This window comes from Thalassotalea euphylliae (assembly GCF_042682785.1).
Classification (GTDB): Bacteria; Pseudomonadota; Gammaproteobacteria; order Enterobacterales; family Alteromonadaceae; genus Thalassotalea_F; species Thalassotalea_F euphylliae.
In genome coordinates this window covers 347582-364165 of the sequence record NZ_JBHUIB010000003.1, presented here as the reverse complement: position 1 = coordinate 364165, position 16584 = coordinate 347582, and the positions used below count along the sequence as shown (strand labels likewise).

Sequence of the window (16584 nt, the reverse complement as noted above, 5' to 3'; positions counted from 1 at the left end):
GAAAATGACTCAATCACTGATTAACACAACTATTCAGCCATTCAACGCAACAGCTTTCCACAAAGGCGATTTCGTTGACGTATCTGAGAAAGACCTACTAGGCAAATGGTCTGTTGTATTCTTCTACCCTGCAGACTTCACGTTCGTGTGTCCAACAGAGCTAGGTGACATGGCTGACCACTACGCGAAACTGCAAGAAATGGGCGTTGAAGTTTACTCAGTATCAACTGATACACACTTCACACACAAAGCATGGCATGACGCGTCAGACACAATCAACAAGATTCAGTTTCCAATGATTGGTGATCCGACAGGCCGCATTTCACGTAACTTTGGCGTGATGATTGAAGAAGACGGTTTAGCATTACGTGGTACTTTCGTCATCAACCCTGAAGGTGAAATTAAAGTAAGTGAAGTTCACGACTTAGGTATTGGCCGTTCAGCATCAGAACTCGTTCGCAAGATTCAAGCAGCACAATATGTTGCAGAACACGACGGCGAAGTATGTCCTGCAGCTTGGACACCAGGTGAAGAGACATTAGCTCCTTCATTAGACCTAGTAGGCAAGATTTAATCAACTAAATCACACCTACACACCCGTTGATTTATGTGAACAACAACGGGTAAGAACCAACGGGTGGGCTTGCTCACCCATACTCCCGGTTTCTGATTTGTTCCGCTTAGGCTTGGCGCTCTCTTCTAGCATCTACAGCATGCGCCAAGCTTTTTTTTACTTTAGTTTTGCTACATCTCGGTGATGTGGCCTCAGGAGTTTCGCATGTTAGAGCAACAATTACAGACACAATTAAAAACTTATTTGGCCAACTTAACAAAGCCGATTTCATTATTAATCGCCGTTGATGACAGCCCAAAATCAAAAGAATTAGCAACATTAGCTGACCAAATTGGCGCACTTTCGGCTCATATTACCGTGCGTAAAAATGACGATGCATCAGCTCGTGTACCTTCAATGGTTGTTACAAACGAGCAAGGCACACATATCAGCTTCGCTGGTATCCCTTTAGGCCATGAATTCACCTCACTAGTGTTGGCATTACTCCACACTGGCGGGCACCCAATAAAGGTAACAGAACAAGAAATTGAGCAAGTTAAATCACTTGAAGGCACTTTCAACTTTGAAACTTATGTATCACTGAGCTGCCAAAACTGTCCTGACGTGGTTCAAGCTTTGAACATGATGGCAGCAATTAACCCAAACATTAAAAACACTATGATTGACGGCGCGCTATTCGAACAAGAAGTGTCTGATCGCAACATCATGGCTGTACCTAGTGTGTATCTTAATGGCGAAAGCTTCGGCCAAGGCCGCATGACACTTGCCGATATTTTGAAGAAAGTAGACACCAATGCGGGCGCTCGCCAAGCCGCGCAAATGAGTGAAAAAGAAGCGTTCGACGTGTTAGTTGTTGGTGGTGGCCCAGCAGGTGCATCTGCAGCTATTTATGCCGCACGTAAAGGCATTCGCACAGGTTTAGTCGCAGATCGATTTGGCGGTCAAGTGATGGACACTGTTGGTATCGAGAACTTTATATCGGTTAAGAAAACAGAAGGTCCAAAGCTTGTTGCCAGCTTGGAAGAACACGTTCGTGATTACGACGTAGATATTATGACCAGTACGAAAGCCGTTAATTTAGACAAAAATGGCCTGATTGAAGTTGAACTAGACAACGGTGCAACGCTATCAAGCAAGAGTGTCATTTTGGCAACTGGTGCTCGCTGGAGACAAATGAATGTACCTGGCGAAGAACAATACAAAGGCAGCGGTGTTGCTTACTGTCCTCATTGTGACGGTCCACTGTTTAAAGGCAAAAAAGTAGCTGTTATTGGCGGTGGTAACTCGGGGATCGAAGCTGCAATCGACTTAGCAGGCATTGTTGACCACGTAACTGTGCTTGAATTCGACAGCAAACTTCGTGCTGATGAGGTGTTGCAGAGAAAGGCACGTTCATTGAGTAATGTCGATATCATCGTCAATGCACAAACTACAGAGGTGGTTGGCGACGGTAACAAGGTAACGGCACTGAACTACACTGATCGCGTCACCAATGAAAACCACCAAGTTGAGTTGGCAGGTGTATTCGTACAGATTGGCTTAGTACCAAACAGCGAATGGGTAGATGGCACTATTGATTTAACTAATCGTGGCGAGATTATCACAAGCAAGAGTGGTGAAACGTCTATGCCTGGTGTATTTGCAGCGGGTGATGTGACGGACTCACCCTATAAGCAAATCATCATTGCGATGGGTGATGGTGCTAATGCTAGCTTAGGGGCGTTTGATTACTTAATTCGCCAAATAGACGATATAGCAGAAGAACAAGCTGCCGCTTAAATAACCTTCTTCAACAATATAAAAGGGCGCTGATGCGCCCTTTTATACATCTAACAGAAAGCTATTTTCAGGTAGTTCGATTTCATCTTGTTCATTGAACTGTAATAGCTCGTGGTTTAGCACGCCGATAAGATGCATCATACGCTTTTCTAATATCGCCAGCTCTTTTGACGCCTTATCGACACCAGAGTGCTTAATCTTTGCGTGTGCATTTTCTACGCACCGAAAATCTTCTTCTACACCGATATAGCTGACACTGCCCTTGAGTTTGTGCAACAGTTCACGTACTTCAATGGTGTTGTTTCGAGAAACGTATTGCCGTAACTCCGCCAATAATTCTGAGGTATCTTCACTGAAGATAGACGCAACTTCCACTGCGATATCTTGTTCAAACTGCATGACAGCAAACGACTTATCTAACTGTCCCATGACTTACTCTCCAATCCCTAAAAAACAGTGGTGACTTATCTATTTATGAGGCGGATATTGTAACGAGATGTAATCAAGAGTGTGTTATCACTTTGTTTCAATCGTAAAGAATATTATTTTCAATTAGTTAACTGGTAGGATGAGGTTTTACTCTATCTGGTAGCCGACATTTGTAAGTTAATTGTATCGTTTTTTAGATGGGGCTGAACAAGCCATTTGAATTTCACGTGTTTATTCACGCGCCAATCAAACCCTCTTGAATCAGCCCAATATTCACTATGCAGCATTTACCGAAAGCGTTTGCTCTGGTTGTATGGTGCCGTCGATCACGATTTGATTGCGACCATTATTTTTACCGTGATACAGCGCAACATCGGCTTTTTTGACAATATCAGACACCAATGTTGTACCGTCGAACGCAGCGATACCTGCAGTAAAACTCACTCTTTTCACGCCTGTAAACTGGGTATGTTTGATACTGTCTTTCAGTTTTAACATCAGCTTTTCCGCGCCACCTATCCCTGTATTCGGGAGAATAAGCATGAACTCTTCTCCGCCCCAGCGGGCAAGCACATCACTGCCTCTTAAGCGCTTGCTGATCACTTGCGCAAACTGTATCAGTACCTTATCGCCAACAGCGTGACCAAAATTGTCATTAACTTGCTTAAATCGATCAATATCGAGTAAAACAACACTGCAATCTTGTTGCGTTCTGCTGAACAAGGTTTGCTGCTTGTAAAGCTCTTCTTCTGCGTATTCACGTGTATACGTTTCAGTAAGTTTGTCGCGAATATAGGCATGAGAAAGCCGAGCGTGCTTGCGCTTGAGGCGAATGAGCATTGCACCAGTAACCAAAAGCACAAATGCCGTAGTGCTTAAACCATAGACCAACCAAGGGTTAACTTTGTCGTCTGGCACATGCACATTCAACCACTTAGCTAATATTTTGCTTTGCTCTTTAGGGGTAATGCGGTCTATTGCTTCATTTACGTCAGCTAGAATATCGGGTCTATTCTTGTTGATCATGACCCTTAGCTCAGACACATGCTCACTAACACCACCTATTTTTAAATTAGTATAACCATAATCAATCAAACGTTGGGTGAGCACTGGCAGGATATCAGCAACGGCATACACTTCACCTGCCGCAAGTAACTCAAGGCCCTCGTAAGTAGTGTCTACCTCAACAAAATGAAAGTTTGGGTATTGCTCCTGTAGAATGTGATATGCATTGTAGTTAATACCAACTGCGATTTTTTTGCCTTGCAAGTAGCTAAAATCAGAGACAAATGGGCGATGTGTTTGTGTAGCAACAGCGACAGGGAATGAAGCATACGGTTTTGAAAATAGCGCAATTTCACTCCACTCTTCCGACTCATTGCTCGCACCAAGCGTCATGTCTACCCGACCATTTTCAAAGTTGTCGAGCACGTCTACCCACAGCGGATTATTGATTAACTTTATTTGGTGCCCTGCTTTTTGAGAGATTAGCTCTGCAAAGTCGATATTTATGCCAATGAGCTTTCCCGCCTCATCATCCATATTTAACGGTGACCAGTTCGGTGAAAAATGCACTTCCAGCGGTTTACTCATCGCAGAGGCAGTAAAGAAACCCAGCGTTGCAGCCAGTACCAAGGTAAGAACGTGTTGTTTTTTAGCGCTAAATATCGACCACATCATGTTGACACCTCTGCATAACAGTATTGGATTAAATTTTAACCAAGGACTTGCTCTGTAGGTGTAACCAAGGTGTAATTGTCAGAAACAGCATTTACGTAAATGAAAACAGTGAGTTAATATCGTAGAGAGGATAATTAACAATTGCTGGTTGCGCGTAACAATTCACTAACAATGCGCACAAATGTTTGAAATCAAGGGAGATTCTCATGTTAAGAGTTACAGACATAATGACACCCGGCGCTATTACCATCAATATGGACGACAGGCTCCAGCATGTTCGCTATCTTTTCGACCTTCACAAGTTTCACCATTTATTGATGGTAGATAGCCACAATAAATTAATGGGTGTGCTCTCTGACAGGGACTTGTTAAAAGCGTTAAGTCCAAATCTAGGTAAAGCATCTGAAACGACAAAAGACATTGCTACATTAAATAAACGTGCTCATATGGTGGCGTCGCGCAAGCCTGTAACCGTTAAAGAATCAGATTCCCTCTCCACCGCGGTTGAAACTTTTTTTGATTCTCAAGTATCCTGCTTACCTGTCATAGATGATAACAATTCTCCCGTTGGCATTATCACTATGCGCGATATCATTAGGATTCTTCACAACACTGCCCGAGCAAAAGGGCATTAACGCTTAAAAAAACAAGGACAAGCGAAAAGGATTCACGAATGAGTACAATTACCACTCGATTAGCGACTTTTGACGATTTACCCACACTTCTTGCTTTTGAACAGGGCGTTATTTCTGCCGAGCGTCCACTTGCTGACAACCTAAGAAGTGGCGATATAACGTACTACGATTTACCTGCGCTCATAGAGCAAAACAATAGTCATCTCATTATCGTCGAAAGTAATGGAAAACCGGTGGGCAGCGGATATATGAAAATACTCCCCTCGCCTAAGCATCATAAGTACGATAATCATGGTTATATCGGTTTTATGTACGTTGACCCAGATTACAGAGGACGGGGGCTGAGTAAGACAATTATCGACGAACTATGTCACTGGGGAAAATCTCAAGGCGTAATAGAGGTTATTTTAGAAGTTTACGATAAAAATGTGCAGGCTATTCGGGCTTATGAGAAGTCCGGCTTTAAAAAAAGCCTTGTGTCGATGCGCGTCGAGATATAGAACAGCCTTTAACGGCTTACGTTAAATCGATTGCACATCGCTAAGCCATGCACTGGGTGACGTACCTATCACTTTTTGAAATGCTCGGTTTAAAGACGCAGGGCTATCATAACCAACACTGTTAGCCGCTATTTCGACACCTTTACCGGCTAACAAATGCGTTTGCGCAACAGACACTCGCCATTGGGTTAAATATTCATTAGGTGTAATTCCGGTTATGTCTTTAAACAACGGCGAAAACTTTGAACGAGACATCAACGCAACTTCAGCCATCTCATCAAGTGACCAAGCCTTTTCAGGCTGCTGGTGAATACTGTTTAACACTTTAGCTAATTGCGGGTTTGCTAGACCTGCCAGCATACCCTGCTCTATCTTATCTTCATTAATAAGATGCCTTAACAAGCAAACAATAAAGACTTCCATCAAGCGATTAAGAATCGTCTGCCTACCCAACGCTTCCCCCGTCGCTTCTTGAAGAATCCACGCAATGTTTTGTTCTAGCGCATTTGCTTGGCTAAGCGGCAGTACCATGACATCAGGCAGCGCATTAGTGAGCGGGTTGTTAAGACCTATACCATAACTGACAGTCGCACAAATCAAATGAGCGCCATCGGTTTCAGATGTCACTAAACGATGCGCTTTGGGGCGAGGAAAAAACACAATAGCAGGTTCATCCAAGACTATTGCTGGCTCACCCTGTTTTTCTATTTTTAGCTCACCACTTCGCAAAATGTGCACATGGCCTTCGGCGATATGTGTGTCCTCAAACGGTGACAACCCACATAACTGACCGGTGAAAAACACACCTGCGTGAATAGTAAACTGCTGAATTATTTCTGAAAGTTTATCCATTTTTCAACGTTTGGACGATTTGCGCGATTGTTTGGACGATTGTAGCGCATGGCATGTCAATTCGTCAGTACTATTTCTCCCGAGTTCAGAAATCATGTTTTACAGAGGATATACAAAATGAAAACGTTCACATTGAAATCAATTGCAGCCGGTTTACTTCTTTCAGCGTCAAGCTTCGCATTTGCGGCAGACATAGACATGAACGCGGATGCAAATGATTTAGCAATTAAAGGTTTCGACCCAGTTGCTTATTTCACCATGGATAAAGCCGTCAATGGTTCACCAGACTATACAGCGACATACAAAGGTGCGATTTACCAATTTAGCAGCGAATCACACCGCGACATGTTCCGCGCTAATCCAGCCAAATATGCGCCGCAATACGGTGGTTACTGTGCATTTGGTGTAGCGATGGAGAAAAAATTCGATACTGATCCAAACGCTTGGAAAATTATCGCAGACAAACTTTACTTAAACTTGAATAAAGACGTTCAGAAGCGCTGGGCACAAGACACTACTGCCTACATCGAACAATCAGACAGCAACTGGTTTGATATTAAAAACAAAACCGTAGCTGAGTTATCGGAGGCAGAATAATGGCAGTACAGGCAATTGATAGCATTGAGCAATTTGCTCAGCTATCAAGCTCTCAAGAAAAGCTTGTTATCGACTTTTGGGCCCCCTGGTGTGCCCCATGCAATGCCATGATGCCTGTCTTTGAACAAGTCATGAGCGAGCAACAAAGCCCTACAACCGCAGTAAAAGTGAATGTAGATGAACTGCCAGCACTGGCGCAAAAATTTGGTGTTCGCACTATTCCCACCATCGTTGTGATTGAGGGTGGTGATGTCAAACAGCAAAGCTCAGGTCTATTAACTGCCAACGAGCTTCAACAGTTAGTAAATTAATCGAATTTGGGGAAGAGAGATGAAAAACCAACTATTACTATCAGCAGCATTAGCATCAGTAGTTTCTATGGGGGTTATTGATACCGCAGAAGCTGCAGAGAAAAGCCGTAAAAAAGTCGCAAAAGAGCGCTGCTACGGCATTACACCAGCGGGACATAATGACTGCGGTAACTTAGCTGGCACCCATTCGTGTGCAGGGCAATCGACTATTGATAACGACCCAGGCGAGTGGCGCTTAGTAAACAAAGGCTCATGCGAATCATTGGGCGGCATGTTACGCAAAGAAGCTAAAGCGAAGTTCAAAGCATCGCAAAGCTAGTAAATATACTCTACAGAAACGTTCATCATGTTAGGAAGTAAAGCGATGTCAATTGATAACCAGCAAACACAACACACATTGCCACTGGTTGGTGTGGGGTTAAGAGATGCGCATTATCAAGACGCGCTTACTTCCTCTTTTTCTGTCGACTTTGTCGAAATACATGCGGAGAACTTTTTCGCGCCAGGCGGTATTACACAAGCACTGCTGGCAGACATTATCGATAAGTTCTCGGTAAGCCTGCATGCAACGTCATTGGGGCTGGGTTCAATTGAACCAGTGCCAGCAAGTCACCTTGAACGATTTAAGTCATTAGTAGATCAAATCAACCCTATTTTGGTGTCTGACCACGCCTGCTTTAGTTGGGGACAAATTAATGATGTGACAGTGCATGCAGGTGATTTATTGCCGGTACCGTTTAATGACGAAAGCATTGCGCTTATGCAGTTAAATACATCGCGTATCGAAAACGCGATTGGCAGAAAGGTGTTGATAGAAAACTTATCGGCTTATCTTACGCCGCCAAATTCCACCCTATCAGAAATGGGATTTTTGAAGCGTTTGCATGAAGCAACCGGTAATCAACTGCTATTAGATTTAAATAACCTAATGGTGAATGCCGTAAACTCAAAGGCTGCTGAACCACTGGCGACCGCCTTGCAATGGTTAGAGGAAATTCCAGCATCGGCCGTGGGTGAAATTCATTTAGCGGGCTGTAGTCCAATCGGCGAAACAGGTGTCATGATTGACGATCATAGTCAGCCTGTATCAGACGAAGTGTGGGCGCTTTATAGCGCGGCACTATCAAGGTTTGGCCCTGTTCCAACATTGATTGAGTGGGATATGGATTTACCTTCTTGGGAAGCATTATGCGCACAAGCTGACACCGCAAAAGCTGTAGCTAAAGAGGTGTTCGAATGTCATTAAAAGCATACCAAAATGCGCTATTGTCAGCGATTCAGCAACCCGCTTTTTCGCCAACAAACGAAGCATTTGATGATGTAGGGCTTCAAATATATCGCAATAATTACGTTGCTAGTGCGAAACGCTCTCTGGGTATTGTTTTTCCACAAACCCAGAAACTGTTGGGAGAAAACTTCAACGTCGCGGTAAATCATTTTTTAGCTAATGCTGTTCGTAAGCAAGCGGATTGGGCAGAAGTAGGAGAAGAATTTCCAACTTATCTGCATCAAGAAGCGGCCTTAGCCGACATGCCATTTGTCGCTGAATTGGCTTCTTTGGAGCTAGCAATGTCAAAGTCTGAACGCACGAAAGACATACCTCATGACTTGGCGACATTAACCTTGTTGGAGTCTGAAGACAGTAGTCAACTGAAGATGGAATTTGCCCCTGGGTTTACGCTGTTGGTATTTAGAGCTCCTATTTACGCGCTGTATCAACACCTAATCGAATCTGAAAGCTTCGATTTAGACACATTCGATACAGAAAAACTTGAGGTAACAACGCAAGTTGCAGAAGACATTGAACGAGAGACATTGAGCCAAGAGCAATCAAATGAATTGCTTGCAGTATATCGAATCGGTTTTAGAGCCCATATTGAGCAGCTTAGTTACGATGAATATATCGCCTATCAAGTGTTTACAGAGGCAGCTTCAATCGACGACGCGTTAACACGTTTAACTGACACCAAATTTGAGTTATCGACATGGCTAGCAAATGCCATAAGTAAACAGGCCTTATACCGCATAGATACAGTGGCATCGCCTTGTTGAAAAAGGCCCAGCAGCGTTAGTTCGGAGACCTTAGCTCTATCCCCTTTAATAGCTTTAAGACAACCATTTAACAACACATATTCAAACGAATTACATCGAGGACATTATGATTAGCAAACTTTACCCGCTAAGGGATTATTACAACCTGACGTTTGGCCTATTCGACTATTTGAAAGCCCCTGCACTGTTATTCGCAAGGCTATACATTGGTTGGGTTTTCTTTAAGTCTGGCTTAACGAAAATTGACGATTGGGAATCAACTCTCATGCTATTTGAGTACGAATATATGGTACCAGTGCTGTCTTTTGAGTCAGCTGCTTATTTGGCCACGATTGGTGAACTCGTGCTTCCTATATTGCTGTTTGTTGGTTTAGGCACTCGTTTTGCGGCCTCTGGTATCACAGTTATTAACATTGTCGCGGTTATTGCTTATGTTGATATTTCGGTTGCTTCGCTAAACATGCACATTGTGTGGGGTTTAGGGTTACTGGCACTGATGATTTTAGGTGGCGGTTACTTATCACTCGATAAGAAACTTAAAGTAAGTTAAGTCTTCGCTTGGTTTAATACGCGCAGTTGGTTACATTAACAGAAAATTCTATGTAACCAACTGATTATGGATAATAAATCTTGGTATAAATCACCGGAAATGATTGTCGGCTTATCGGCCTTGGCCGTGAGTTTAGTGGCCGTTTTTGTCGCTATCTATTCAGCCTATGTTGACCGCACCTACGCCAGAGCATCTGTTTGGCCAAGACTGGAAATATACCGTTCTTACTCAGATTTAGCAGGTAAATTTGAATATGGCGTAGACAACAGTGGTACTGGCCCTGCTATTATTAATTCAGTAAAAATATCGGAAGACGGCAAGTATATTAAACGCTGGAGTGAACTAGGCATTCACAAAGCGTTAAAAATTCCATTTATTCAATCTCAAATCAACGGTCGAATCATTCCACCACAACGAACTATCACGCCCATAAAAATCGATAGTCAAAACAGCGCAGACGCGTTGAGAGATTTCATCCTCAAAAAAGATGGTACAGTAAACATTGAAATTTGCTATTGCTCAATCTACGAGGAGTGCTGGTTAACCGACAGAAACAATAAGCCAAAACCTGTCACCCAGTGTGATATCAGTGAAGATGACTTTATACAATAAAAAGACACACTAACTATCAACCACAATTAGCTGCAATCAATAAAGTCTGAAAAGTAAAATGACACTATAGGGCTTTAATTACTTATCACACTACCACGCGAGATGAGCTGAGCTTCTGCTGTACTCTCTTAAGCACATTCGCTCAATTAAAATGGTTCTTCAAAAATTCAATAAACACCTTGGTTTTTGCAGGCATAACACGACCACTAGGAATCAATGCGTTAATTGGCGGCCCCTTAACGGCACTCTCAGGAAAGAGTTCAATAAGCTCACCTGTTTTTAGCAATGAACCGAGCGCTTTATCATACAGCTGACCTATTCCCAGGCCAGAGACTACCGCATCAACCAATGTGCGGCCGTCATTAAACAACGCTAAAGGATTGGGTGACATCTCAATAGTGCTTCCGTTAGTCTCGTGAAATATCCATGGCCTCCGTTTCCCTGTCGGCATTCTAAACATAACGGCATCGTGCTCTCTTAACTCATGAAGGTTCCTTGGTGTGCCTCTACGTGACAAGTATTCAGGAGAAGCGCAGAGTACAGGCGAGACATGACATAGCCTTTTTGCAATAAAGCTGCTGTCACTCAATTCACCTATTCGCACGACAATATCCCACTCCCCTTTTATCGCATCTTCAAAACGGTCTGAAAGCGAAAGTTCAACTGTGACTTTGGGATAGTTTTGCGTGAAGTCTTTTAGCGTATTAGCAATATTGCGCCCTATACCGATAGGTAAATTGACTCTTAAATGGCCTGCTGGCTCATCTTTCCTCGCATCTAATAGAAGCTTAGCTTCATTGATCGTGTCGACTGCATGTTTAGCCGCATCTAGAAATATTTGTCCTTCTTCTGTTAGTCGCACTGAACGGGTCGTTCTATTAAACAGATTAAGCCCAAGTTCTGACTCAAGCTTTTTGACCGCTTTTCCTGTGCTAGATTTGGTCGAATTTAGTTGCTCAGCTGCGAGCGTAAAACTACCAAATTCAGCAACCGCGATAAACGCAACAATTTCATTCAATAGTGCTTGTTGAAACATTAATTGTTTCCATATTTGATACTATAAGTTTCAAATTACCATGTTTATCAACTTTTATTCAATCAATAAACTGCACTCATTGGTTTGAGGCAGTCATTTCTTTCTGAGCGTTAGAACGTCTGACTTAACTCAATAAATTTTTACTTTTAAAAATGACATTAGAGGATTTGAACAATGACACTACAAACTCAACTCAACGCGTTTAAAGAACAGTTCAGAAAGCAAGCACCAGAAGCGGCATTCAATGCCTTTGCGCAATCCACACAAGACTTAATTGCGACAGGTCAAGCAGAGCGTGCGCTAGGTGTTGGCGCTACAGTACCTGAATTTACCTTAACCGATGTTGACGGAAACGCTGTAACACTAAAAGATTTACTCGACAAAGGCCCTGTTGTTATGAGCTTTTATCGCGGTGTTTGGTGCCCATATTGCAACATCGAATTAAAAGCACTAGAAGCTGCTCATCACGATATAAAAGCGAGAGGCGCAACACTCGTTGCTGTGTCAATGCAGGGCGCTGCTGATAGTCGAAAATCGAAAAGAGAGAACAAACTCAGTTTTCCTATTTTGACCGATAAAGCCGGTGAATTAGCAAACAAACTTGGGATTCGTTGGAAAGTACAAGATTACGTTATCGAGTTCAAAAAGATGTTCAACGTGGTACTTCCGAATATACATGGTGATGGAGAGTGGCACTTACCCATGCCTGCACGTTATATCATTGATATCAATGGTAAAGTTGCTTATGCAGAAGTAAATCCTGACTACACGCAACGTCCAGAGCCAAGTGATCTATTTCCAATATTAGACCAGCTCACTAATAAAGCCGAATAGTGAAAATCAACACTTCAGAACCAGCAGCCTTGCTATGCAATGCTGCTATCCACAGTTACCGGGGGTTATCCCCTAAATTCAAATAAGAGAGTTAGTAAGATGAAAAAGTTAATTTTACCGCTAATTTTACTGAATATGATTGGCGGCATTGGATCAGCTATTATGCTTTGGCTGTCAAATGGTGAGCTACTTTGGTTAGGTACATTATTAACCACATTACCACTACCATTTTTACTTATAGTGTTGACTAATGTATTTGGTATTGCTCGTACGTCCGCTCGTTTACCTATCATTCACTTATTAAGTATATGCGGGGTTATCCTTGTTGGGCGTAGTGTTTATCACGCGCAAGAACTAGTTGAATCAAGCCTATACGTCGCATTACTGCTGGCTATTTTTGGTGCCATTTTCATTCAATGGTTTATTTGGAGTTACTCAAGCTATGGCCGTGAAAAAAGCAAAGCTATTGTGAAAGGGCAACCCCTAGCTGAATTGCAATTTACTCGACTAGATAACAGTAAGGCATCTTCTTTATCTTTTAACGGTTCAAAAACCTTATTGGTTTTCTTTAGAGCAAATTGGTGTCCATTCTGTATGAACCAGTTGAAAGAAGTTCTGGCACGTGCGGAGTTATTAAGCCGTCTAGGTGTGCAAGTTAAATTCATATCAAACCAAGGTATAGAGCTGTCTAAGCAACTCACTGAAAACTTATCGCTACCTGCTCACTTCGAAATTTTGCAAGACGACGACCTAACATCTGCAAAAGCGTTAGGCATAGCTGATATTGGAGGTACACCTGCAGGCATGTCGGCATACCCTGAAGATACTGTCATGGCTACAGTGATAACACTCGATGAAAAAGGCATCGTGACGTTTGGCGACGAGACAGATAATTATCGCGTTCGCCCTCACCCTGATACTTTTTTACCTGTGTTTAGTTAGCAGACATCTAACGAGTATGTATCACTCACAGAGCCACCAAAGCTAATTACATTTCACCGATAGTTCAACCAGGATTAGAACTGGCATTTGAACCTTGCGCATTAGACACAAAAAAGCCCGCTAATTAGCGGGCTTTACATTTTACTTCGTCAATCAACGATTTGATTAACCAAGTTGCTCTGCAAGAATATTGCTTACTTGCTCAACTGGTTGTGTACCGTCAATCGTAAGGTACTTACAGTTACCTGCATCAGCTTCTTTTTGGTAGTAATCAACAAGCGGCTTAGTTTGCTCGTGGTAAATTGCTAAACGCTTACGCACTGTTGCTTCTTCATCGTCTGGACGAATGACTAAGTCTTCACCCGTCTCATCGTCTTTACCTTCTGCTTTTGGCGGGTTGTAAACGATATGGTAAACACGACCTGAACCAGGGTGTACACGACGGCCGCCCATACGCTCTACAATCACTTCATCAGCAACGTCAAATTCAATAACGCTATCAACGTCAACGCCGTTTTCTTTCATCGCATCCGCTTGAGGGATAGTGCGAGGGAAACCATCAAGTAAGAAGCCTGCTTTACAGTCATCTTGGGCAATACGCTCTTTTACTAAGCCAATGATTAGGTCATCTGAAACGAGTTGACCTGCATCCATCACTTCCTTCGCTTTTTTGCCAAGCTCAGTACCTGCTTTAATCGCTGCGCGAAGCATGTCACCCGTTGAGATTTGAGGAATGCCGTACTTAGCCATTAAAAATTGTGCTTGTGTGCCTTTACCCGCGCCCGGAGCACCTAACAAGATAATGCGCATAAAAATTGCCCTGTGAGTTATATACTAATTTGCTTGTCTAATTATTAGTGTTGTAAACAAAATTAACCAAGCAAATGAGTATGAAAATTCGCTGTTTAATTAAAGTGTCACACTATACATTTTCACTGTTTGCCAAACAAGTAACATTTCATCGATGCGATCAAAAAAGACGCATAAATACGCCTTTTTTCGACTAATGTCTAATGCGATAAAATTCGTACGTTAAACATTCACGCAAGCGATATTTAGTTGTTGAAAACATATACGCGTACTCAGAACAAAAAAGGCGCCAATAGGCGCCCTTTCATAAGATATAAACGGTGCTAATTACTTAGTTAAGTTCATCATTAACTTGTTTAGCTTAGCAACGAAAGACGCTGGATCTTTCAAACTACCGCGCTCTGCCAATGTCGCTTGTTCAAACAATACGTCTACCCATTGCGCAAACTTTTCATCGTTTTGCTCATCAGCAACGTGTTTAACAAGCTCATGTTCAGCGTTAATCTCAAAGATAGGCTGTGTTTCTGGTACTTCTTGACCTACCGACGCCATAAGCTTCTGCATTTGAATACTCATGTCATCTTCTGCAGTAACAATAACCGCTGGTGAATCTGTTAAGCGGTTAGAAATCTTAACATCTTTCACCTTGTCGCCTAATGTTTCTTTCATACGCTTAGCGACTGAATCAAATTCTTGCTCAAGCTTTTCTTGTGCTTCTTTTGACTCTTCATCTTCCATACTGCTTAAGTCTACGCCACCACGTGCAACAGACTGAAGCTGCTTACCATCGAACTCTGTTAAGTGGCTCACCAACCACTCGTCGATACGGTCTGAAAGCAACAATACCTCGATACCCTTCTTGCGGAATACTTCTAAATGCGGGCTATTTTTCGCCGCTTCGAAGCTGTCAGCAACCACGTAGAAAATCTTGTCTTGGCCTTCTTTCATGCGCTCTACGTAGTCAGGCAATGATACGTTTTGAACACTTGAGTCTTCATGCGTAGATGCAAAGCGAAGAAGCTTGCCAATCTGTTCTTTGTTCGCCATGTCTTCCGCCGGGCCCTCTTTAAGTACCTGGCCGAACTCATTCCAGAATGACTGGTATTGTTCTTGGTCTTTCTTACCCAGCTTTTCTAGCATTTTCAGCACACGCTTAGTACAACCCTTACGGATAGCTTGCGTGACTTTGTTGTCTTGTAAAATTTCACGCGACACGTTCAATGGTAAGTCGTTTGAGTCTAATAGACCTTTCACAAAACGTAAGTACGTTGGCATGAATTGCTCAGCGTCATCCATAATGAATACACGTTGAACGTATAGTTTTAAACCGTGTTGTTTTTCACGGTTGTACATGTCAAATGGCGCTTTGCTAGGAATGTATAGCAGTGACGTGTACTCGGTTGTTCCTTCAACTTTGTTATGTTCCCAAAGCAAAGGATCTGCATAGTCATGTGATACATGCTTGTAGAATTCTTTGTATTCGTCTTCAGTAACGTCGGCTTTCTCACGAGTCCAAAGCGCTGTTGCCTTATTCACAGCTTCCCATGTTGGTGGTACAGCGTCGCGCGCTTCAACAGCAGGGCTGATCACATTGCCTTCGTCATCTTTCTGTTCTTCTTGCGCTTCAACCGCAGGAATTTCTGGCGTTAACATCTCGACAGAAACAGAGATGTGATCTGAGTATTTCGTTACGATAGACTTCAAACGCCAATCGTCTAGGAATTCATTTTCTTCTTCTTTCAAGTGAAGAATGATATCAGTACCACGGTTTGATTTTTCAATTTTACGGGTAGTGAATTCGCCTTCGCCTTCACTTTGCCATTCAACACCTTCAGATGCATCAACGCCCGCTGCGCGTGAACGCACAGTCACCTTGTCAGCAACGATAAATGCTGAGTAAAAGCCAACACCGAACTGACCAATAAGTTGTGAATCAGCAGCTTGATCACCAGAAAGCTTTGAGAAGAACTCTGCCGTACCTGACTTCGCAATAGTACCTAAGTGCTCAACGATTTGGTCATGTGTCATACCAATACCGTTATCAGATATCGTTACCGTGTTGTTGTCTTTGTCTGCAGATACACGTACGCGCAATTCGCCATCACCTTCATAAAGGTTGGCGTCTTGTAGTGCTTTAAAACGTAATTTGTCTGACGCGTCTGCCGCGTTTGATACCAACTCACGAAGGAAAATCTCTTTGTTTGAATACAGTGAGTGAATCATTAACTGAAGTAATTGTTTTACTTCCGTTTGAAAACCATGAACTTCTTTTTGACCTGTCTCAGACATCTGAAACATCTCCTATCTGAAATCAATTTAACCGTTACAGCAATGACACATTAGCCATGCTACTTTTTACTTACAAGGAGATATGGGGATAGTGTTTTTGAA

The 16584-nt window shown here is 42.7% G+C and carries 19 protein-coding genes; 13 read left to right on the top strand and 6 right to left on the bottom strand.

Annotated features, from left to right (window positions below):
• Nucleotides 1-4: 4 nt before the first annotated feature.
• Together ahpC and ahpF are read left to right on the top strand one after the other, a co-directional pair.
• Nucleotides 5-574, top strand: a complete 570-nt coding sequence (gene ahpC / locus ACFSJY_RS08865) for an alkyl hydroperoxide reductase subunit C (protein ID WP_386033383.1) — start codon at nt 5-7, stop codon at nt 572-574.
• Nucleotides 575-778: 204 nt separating this feature from the next.
• Nucleotides 779-2353 (top strand): alkyl hydroperoxide reductase subunit F, encoded by a 1575-nt coding sequence (gene ahpF, locus ACFSJY_RS08860; RefSeq protein ID WP_386033381.1) that lies wholly within the window; start codon nt 779-781, stop codon nt 2351-2353.
• Nucleotides 2354-2395: 42 nt separating this feature from the next.
• Here ahpF and ACFSJY_RS08855 read toward each other — a convergent pair whose 3' ends face one another.
• Together ACFSJY_RS08855 and ACFSJY_RS08850 are read right to left on the bottom strand one after the other, a co-directional pair.
• The gene (locus tag ACFSJY_RS08855) at nt 2396-2782 is read right to left on the bottom strand and encodes an Hpt domain-containing protein (RefSeq protein WP_386033379.1); all 387 of its coding nucleotides are present in this window, start codon (nt 2780-2782) and stop codon (nt 2396-2398) included.
• A gap of 276 nt (nt 2783-3058) precedes the next feature.
• Complete coding sequence (locus tag ACFSJY_RS08850; RefSeq protein ID WP_386033377.1) at nt 3059-4462, bottom strand: transporter substrate-binding domain-containing diguanylate cyclase; 1404 nt, start codon at nt 4460-4462, stop codon at nt 3059-3061.
• 206 nt (nt 4463-4668) lie between these two features.
• On the opposite strand from ACFSJY_RS08850, the gene ACFSJY_RS08845 reads away from it, so the two are divergent.
• The gene (locus tag ACFSJY_RS08845) at nt 4669-5097 is read left to right on the top strand and encodes a CBS domain-containing protein (RefSeq protein ID WP_386033375.1); all 429 of its coding nucleotides are present in this window, start codon (nt 4669-4671) and stop codon (nt 5095-5097) included.
• 38 nt (nt 5098-5135) lie between these two features.
• The gene (locus ACFSJY_RS08840) at nt 5136-5597 is read left to right on the top strand and encodes a GNAT family N-acetyltransferase (RefSeq protein ID WP_386033373.1); all 462 of its coding nucleotides are present in this window, start codon (nt 5136-5138) and stop codon (nt 5595-5597) included.
• 21 nt (nt 5598-5618) lie between these two features.
• On the opposite strand, the gene ACFSJY_RS08835 is transcribed toward ACFSJY_RS08840, so the two are convergent.
• The gene (locus ACFSJY_RS08835) at nt 5619-6449 is read right to left on the bottom strand and encodes an AraC family transcriptional regulator (protein WP_386033371.1); all 831 of its coding nucleotides are present in this window, start codon (nt 6447-6449) and stop codon (nt 5619-5621) included.
• A 117-nt stretch (nt 6450-6566) separates the two neighbouring features.
• Here ACFSJY_RS08835 and ACFSJY_RS08830 point away from each other — a divergent pair, with 117 nt between their 5' ends.
• From ACFSJY_RS08830 to ACFSJY_RS08800, 7 genes are all read left to right on the top strand, one after another.
• On the top strand, nt 6567-7046 hold the full coding sequence (locus ACFSJY_RS08830) for a YHS domain-containing (seleno)protein (RefSeq protein ID WP_386033369.1): 480 nt from the start codon (nt 6567-6569) through the stop codon (nt 7044-7046).
• Nucleotides 7046-7357 carry a thioredoxin gene (trxA, locus tag ACFSJY_RS08825; RefSeq protein WP_386033367.1) on the top strand — a complete coding sequence of 104 codons (312 nt, stop codon included), beginning with the start codon at nt 7046-7048 and terminating at the stop codon, nt 7355-7357. Before ACFSJY_RS08830 ends, trxA begins: the two co-directional genes overlap by 1 nt.
• Nucleotides 7358-7376: 19 nt before the next feature.
• On the top strand, nt 7377-7676 hold the full coding sequence (locus tag ACFSJY_RS08820) for a BufA1 family periplasmic bufferin-type metallophore (RefSeq protein WP_386033365.1): 300 nt from the start codon (nt 7377-7379) through the stop codon (nt 7674-7676).
• Between the two features lie 45 nt (nt 7677-7721).
• Entirely contained in the window at nt 7722-8603 is an 882-nt protein-coding gene (locus ACFSJY_RS08815; RefSeq protein WP_386033363.1) for an MbnB/TglH/ChrH family RiPP precursor modification enzyme, read from the top strand.
• Nucleotides 8594-9409 (top strand): HvfC/BufC family peptide modification chaperone, encoded by an 816-nt coding sequence (locus ACFSJY_RS08810; RefSeq protein ID WP_386033360.1) that lies wholly within the window; start codon nt 8594-8596, stop codon nt 9407-9409. The genes ACFSJY_RS08815 and ACFSJY_RS08810 overlap by 10 nt, the downstream gene beginning before the upstream one ends.
• 106 nt (nt 9410-9515) lie before the next feature.
• Nucleotides 9516-9959 (top strand): DoxX family protein, encoded by a 444-nt coding sequence (locus ACFSJY_RS08805; protein ID WP_386033358.1) that lies wholly within the window; start codon nt 9516-9518, stop codon nt 9957-9959.
• 66 nt (nt 9960-10025) lie between these two features.
• A complete protein-coding gene (locus tag ACFSJY_RS08800; RefSeq protein ID WP_386033356.1) occupies nt 10026-10571 on the top strand; it encodes a hypothetical protein in 546 nt (181 codons plus the stop codon).
• Between the two features lie 142 nt (nt 10572-10713).
• Here the strand turns inward: ACFSJY_RS08800 and ACFSJY_RS08795 are convergent, their stop codons facing one another.
• The gene (locus tag ACFSJY_RS08795; protein WP_386033354.1) at nt 10714-11607 is read right to left on the bottom strand and encodes a LysR family transcriptional regulator; all 894 of its coding nucleotides are present in this window, start codon (nt 11605-11607) and stop codon (nt 10714-10716) included.
• Nucleotides 11608-11781: 174 nt separating this feature from the next.
• On the opposite strand from ACFSJY_RS08795, the gene ACFSJY_RS08790 reads away from it, so the two are divergent.
• Complete coding sequence (locus tag ACFSJY_RS08790) at nt 11782-12441, top strand: peroxiredoxin-like family protein (RefSeq protein WP_386033352.1); 660 nt, start codon at nt 11782-11784, stop codon at nt 12439-12441.
• Nucleotides 12442-12540: 99 nt separating this feature from the next.
• The gene (locus tag ACFSJY_RS08785) at nt 12541-13383 is read left to right on the top strand and encodes a peroxiredoxin family protein (RefSeq protein ID WP_386033350.1); all 843 of its coding nucleotides are present in this window, start codon (nt 12541-12543) and stop codon (nt 13381-13383) included.
• Between the two features lie 165 nt (nt 13384-13548).
• On the opposite strand, the gene adk is transcribed toward ACFSJY_RS08785, so the two are convergent.
• The gene (adk, locus tag ACFSJY_RS08780) at nt 13549-14193 is read right to left on the bottom strand and encodes an adenylate kinase (protein ID WP_386033348.1); all 645 of its coding nucleotides are present in this window, start codon (nt 14191-14193) and stop codon (nt 13549-13551) included.
• Nucleotides 14194-14520: 327 nt separating this feature from the next.
• Nucleotides 14521-16482: a molecular chaperone HtpG gene (gene htpG / locus ACFSJY_RS08775; RefSeq protein ID WP_386033346.1), complete on the bottom strand. Its 1962-nt coding sequence runs from the start codon at nt 16480-16482 to the stop codon at nt 14521-14523.
• Between the last annotated feature and the right edge of the window lie 102 nt (nt 16483-16584).

Coding starts and splice junctions, on each gene's coding strand:
- ahpC (WP_386033383.1), top strand. CDS start 5: ATGACTCAATCACTGATTAACACAACTATTCAGCCATTCAACGCAACA.
- ahpF (WP_386033381.1), top strand. CDS start 779: ATGTTAGAGCAACAATTACAGACACAATTAAAAACTTATTTGGCCAAC.
- ACFSJY_RS08855 (WP_386033379.1), bottom strand. CDS start 2,782: ATGGGACAGTTAGATAAGTCGTTTGCTGTCATGCAGTTTGAACAAGAT.
- ACFSJY_RS08850 (WP_386033377.1), bottom strand. CDS start 4,462: ATGATGTGGTCGATATTTAGCGCTAAAAAACAACACGTTCTTACCTTG.
- ACFSJY_RS08845 (WP_386033375.1), top strand. CDS start 4,669: ATGTTAAGAGTTACAGACATAATGACACCCGGCGCTATTACCATCAAT.
- ACFSJY_RS08840 (WP_386033373.1), top strand. CDS start 5,136: ATGAGTACAATTACCACTCGATTAGCGACTTTTGACGATTTACCCACA.
- ACFSJY_RS08835 (WP_386033371.1), bottom strand. CDS start 6,449: ATGGATAAACTTTCAGAAATAATTCAGCAGTTTACTATTCACGCAGGT.
- ACFSJY_RS08830 (WP_386033369.1), top strand. CDS start 6,567: ATGAAAACGTTCACATTGAAATCAATTGCAGCCGGTTTACTTCTTTCA.
- trxA (WP_386033367.1), top strand. CDS start 7,046: ATGGCAGTACAGGCAATTGATAGCATTGAGCAATTTGCTCAGCTATCA.
- ACFSJY_RS08820 (WP_386033365.1), top strand. CDS start 7,377: ATGAAAAACCAACTATTACTATCAGCAGCATTAGCATCAGTAGTTTCT.
- ACFSJY_RS08815 (WP_386033363.1), top strand. CDS start 7,722: ATGTCAATTGATAACCAGCAAACACAACACACATTGCCACTGGTTGGT.
- ACFSJY_RS08810 (WP_386033360.1), top strand. CDS start 8,594: ATGTCATTAAAAGCATACCAAAATGCGCTATTGTCAGCGATTCAGCAA.
- ACFSJY_RS08805 (WP_386033358.1), top strand. CDS start 9,516: ATGATTAGCAAACTTTACCCGCTAAGGGATTATTACAACCTGACGTTT.
- ACFSJY_RS08800 (WP_386033356.1), top strand. CDS start 10,026: ATGGATAATAAATCTTGGTATAAATCACCGGAAATGATTGTCGGCTTA.
- ACFSJY_RS08795 (WP_386033354.1), bottom strand. CDS start 11,607: ATGTTTCAACAAGCACTATTGAATGAAATTGTTGCGTTTATCGCGGTT.
- ACFSJY_RS08790 (WP_386033352.1), top strand. CDS start 11,782: ATGACACTACAAACTCAACTCAACGCGTTTAAAGAACAGTTCAGAAAG.
- ACFSJY_RS08785 (WP_386033350.1), top strand. CDS start 12,541: ATGAAAAAGTTAATTTTACCGCTAATTTTACTGAATATGATTGGCGGC.
- adk (WP_386033348.1), bottom strand. CDS start 14,193: ATGCGCATTATCTTGTTAGGTGCTCCGGGCGCGGGTAAAGGCACACAA.
- htpG (WP_386033346.1), bottom strand. CDS start 16,482: ATGTCTGAGACAGGTCAAAAAGAAGTTCATGGTTTTCAAACGGAAGTA.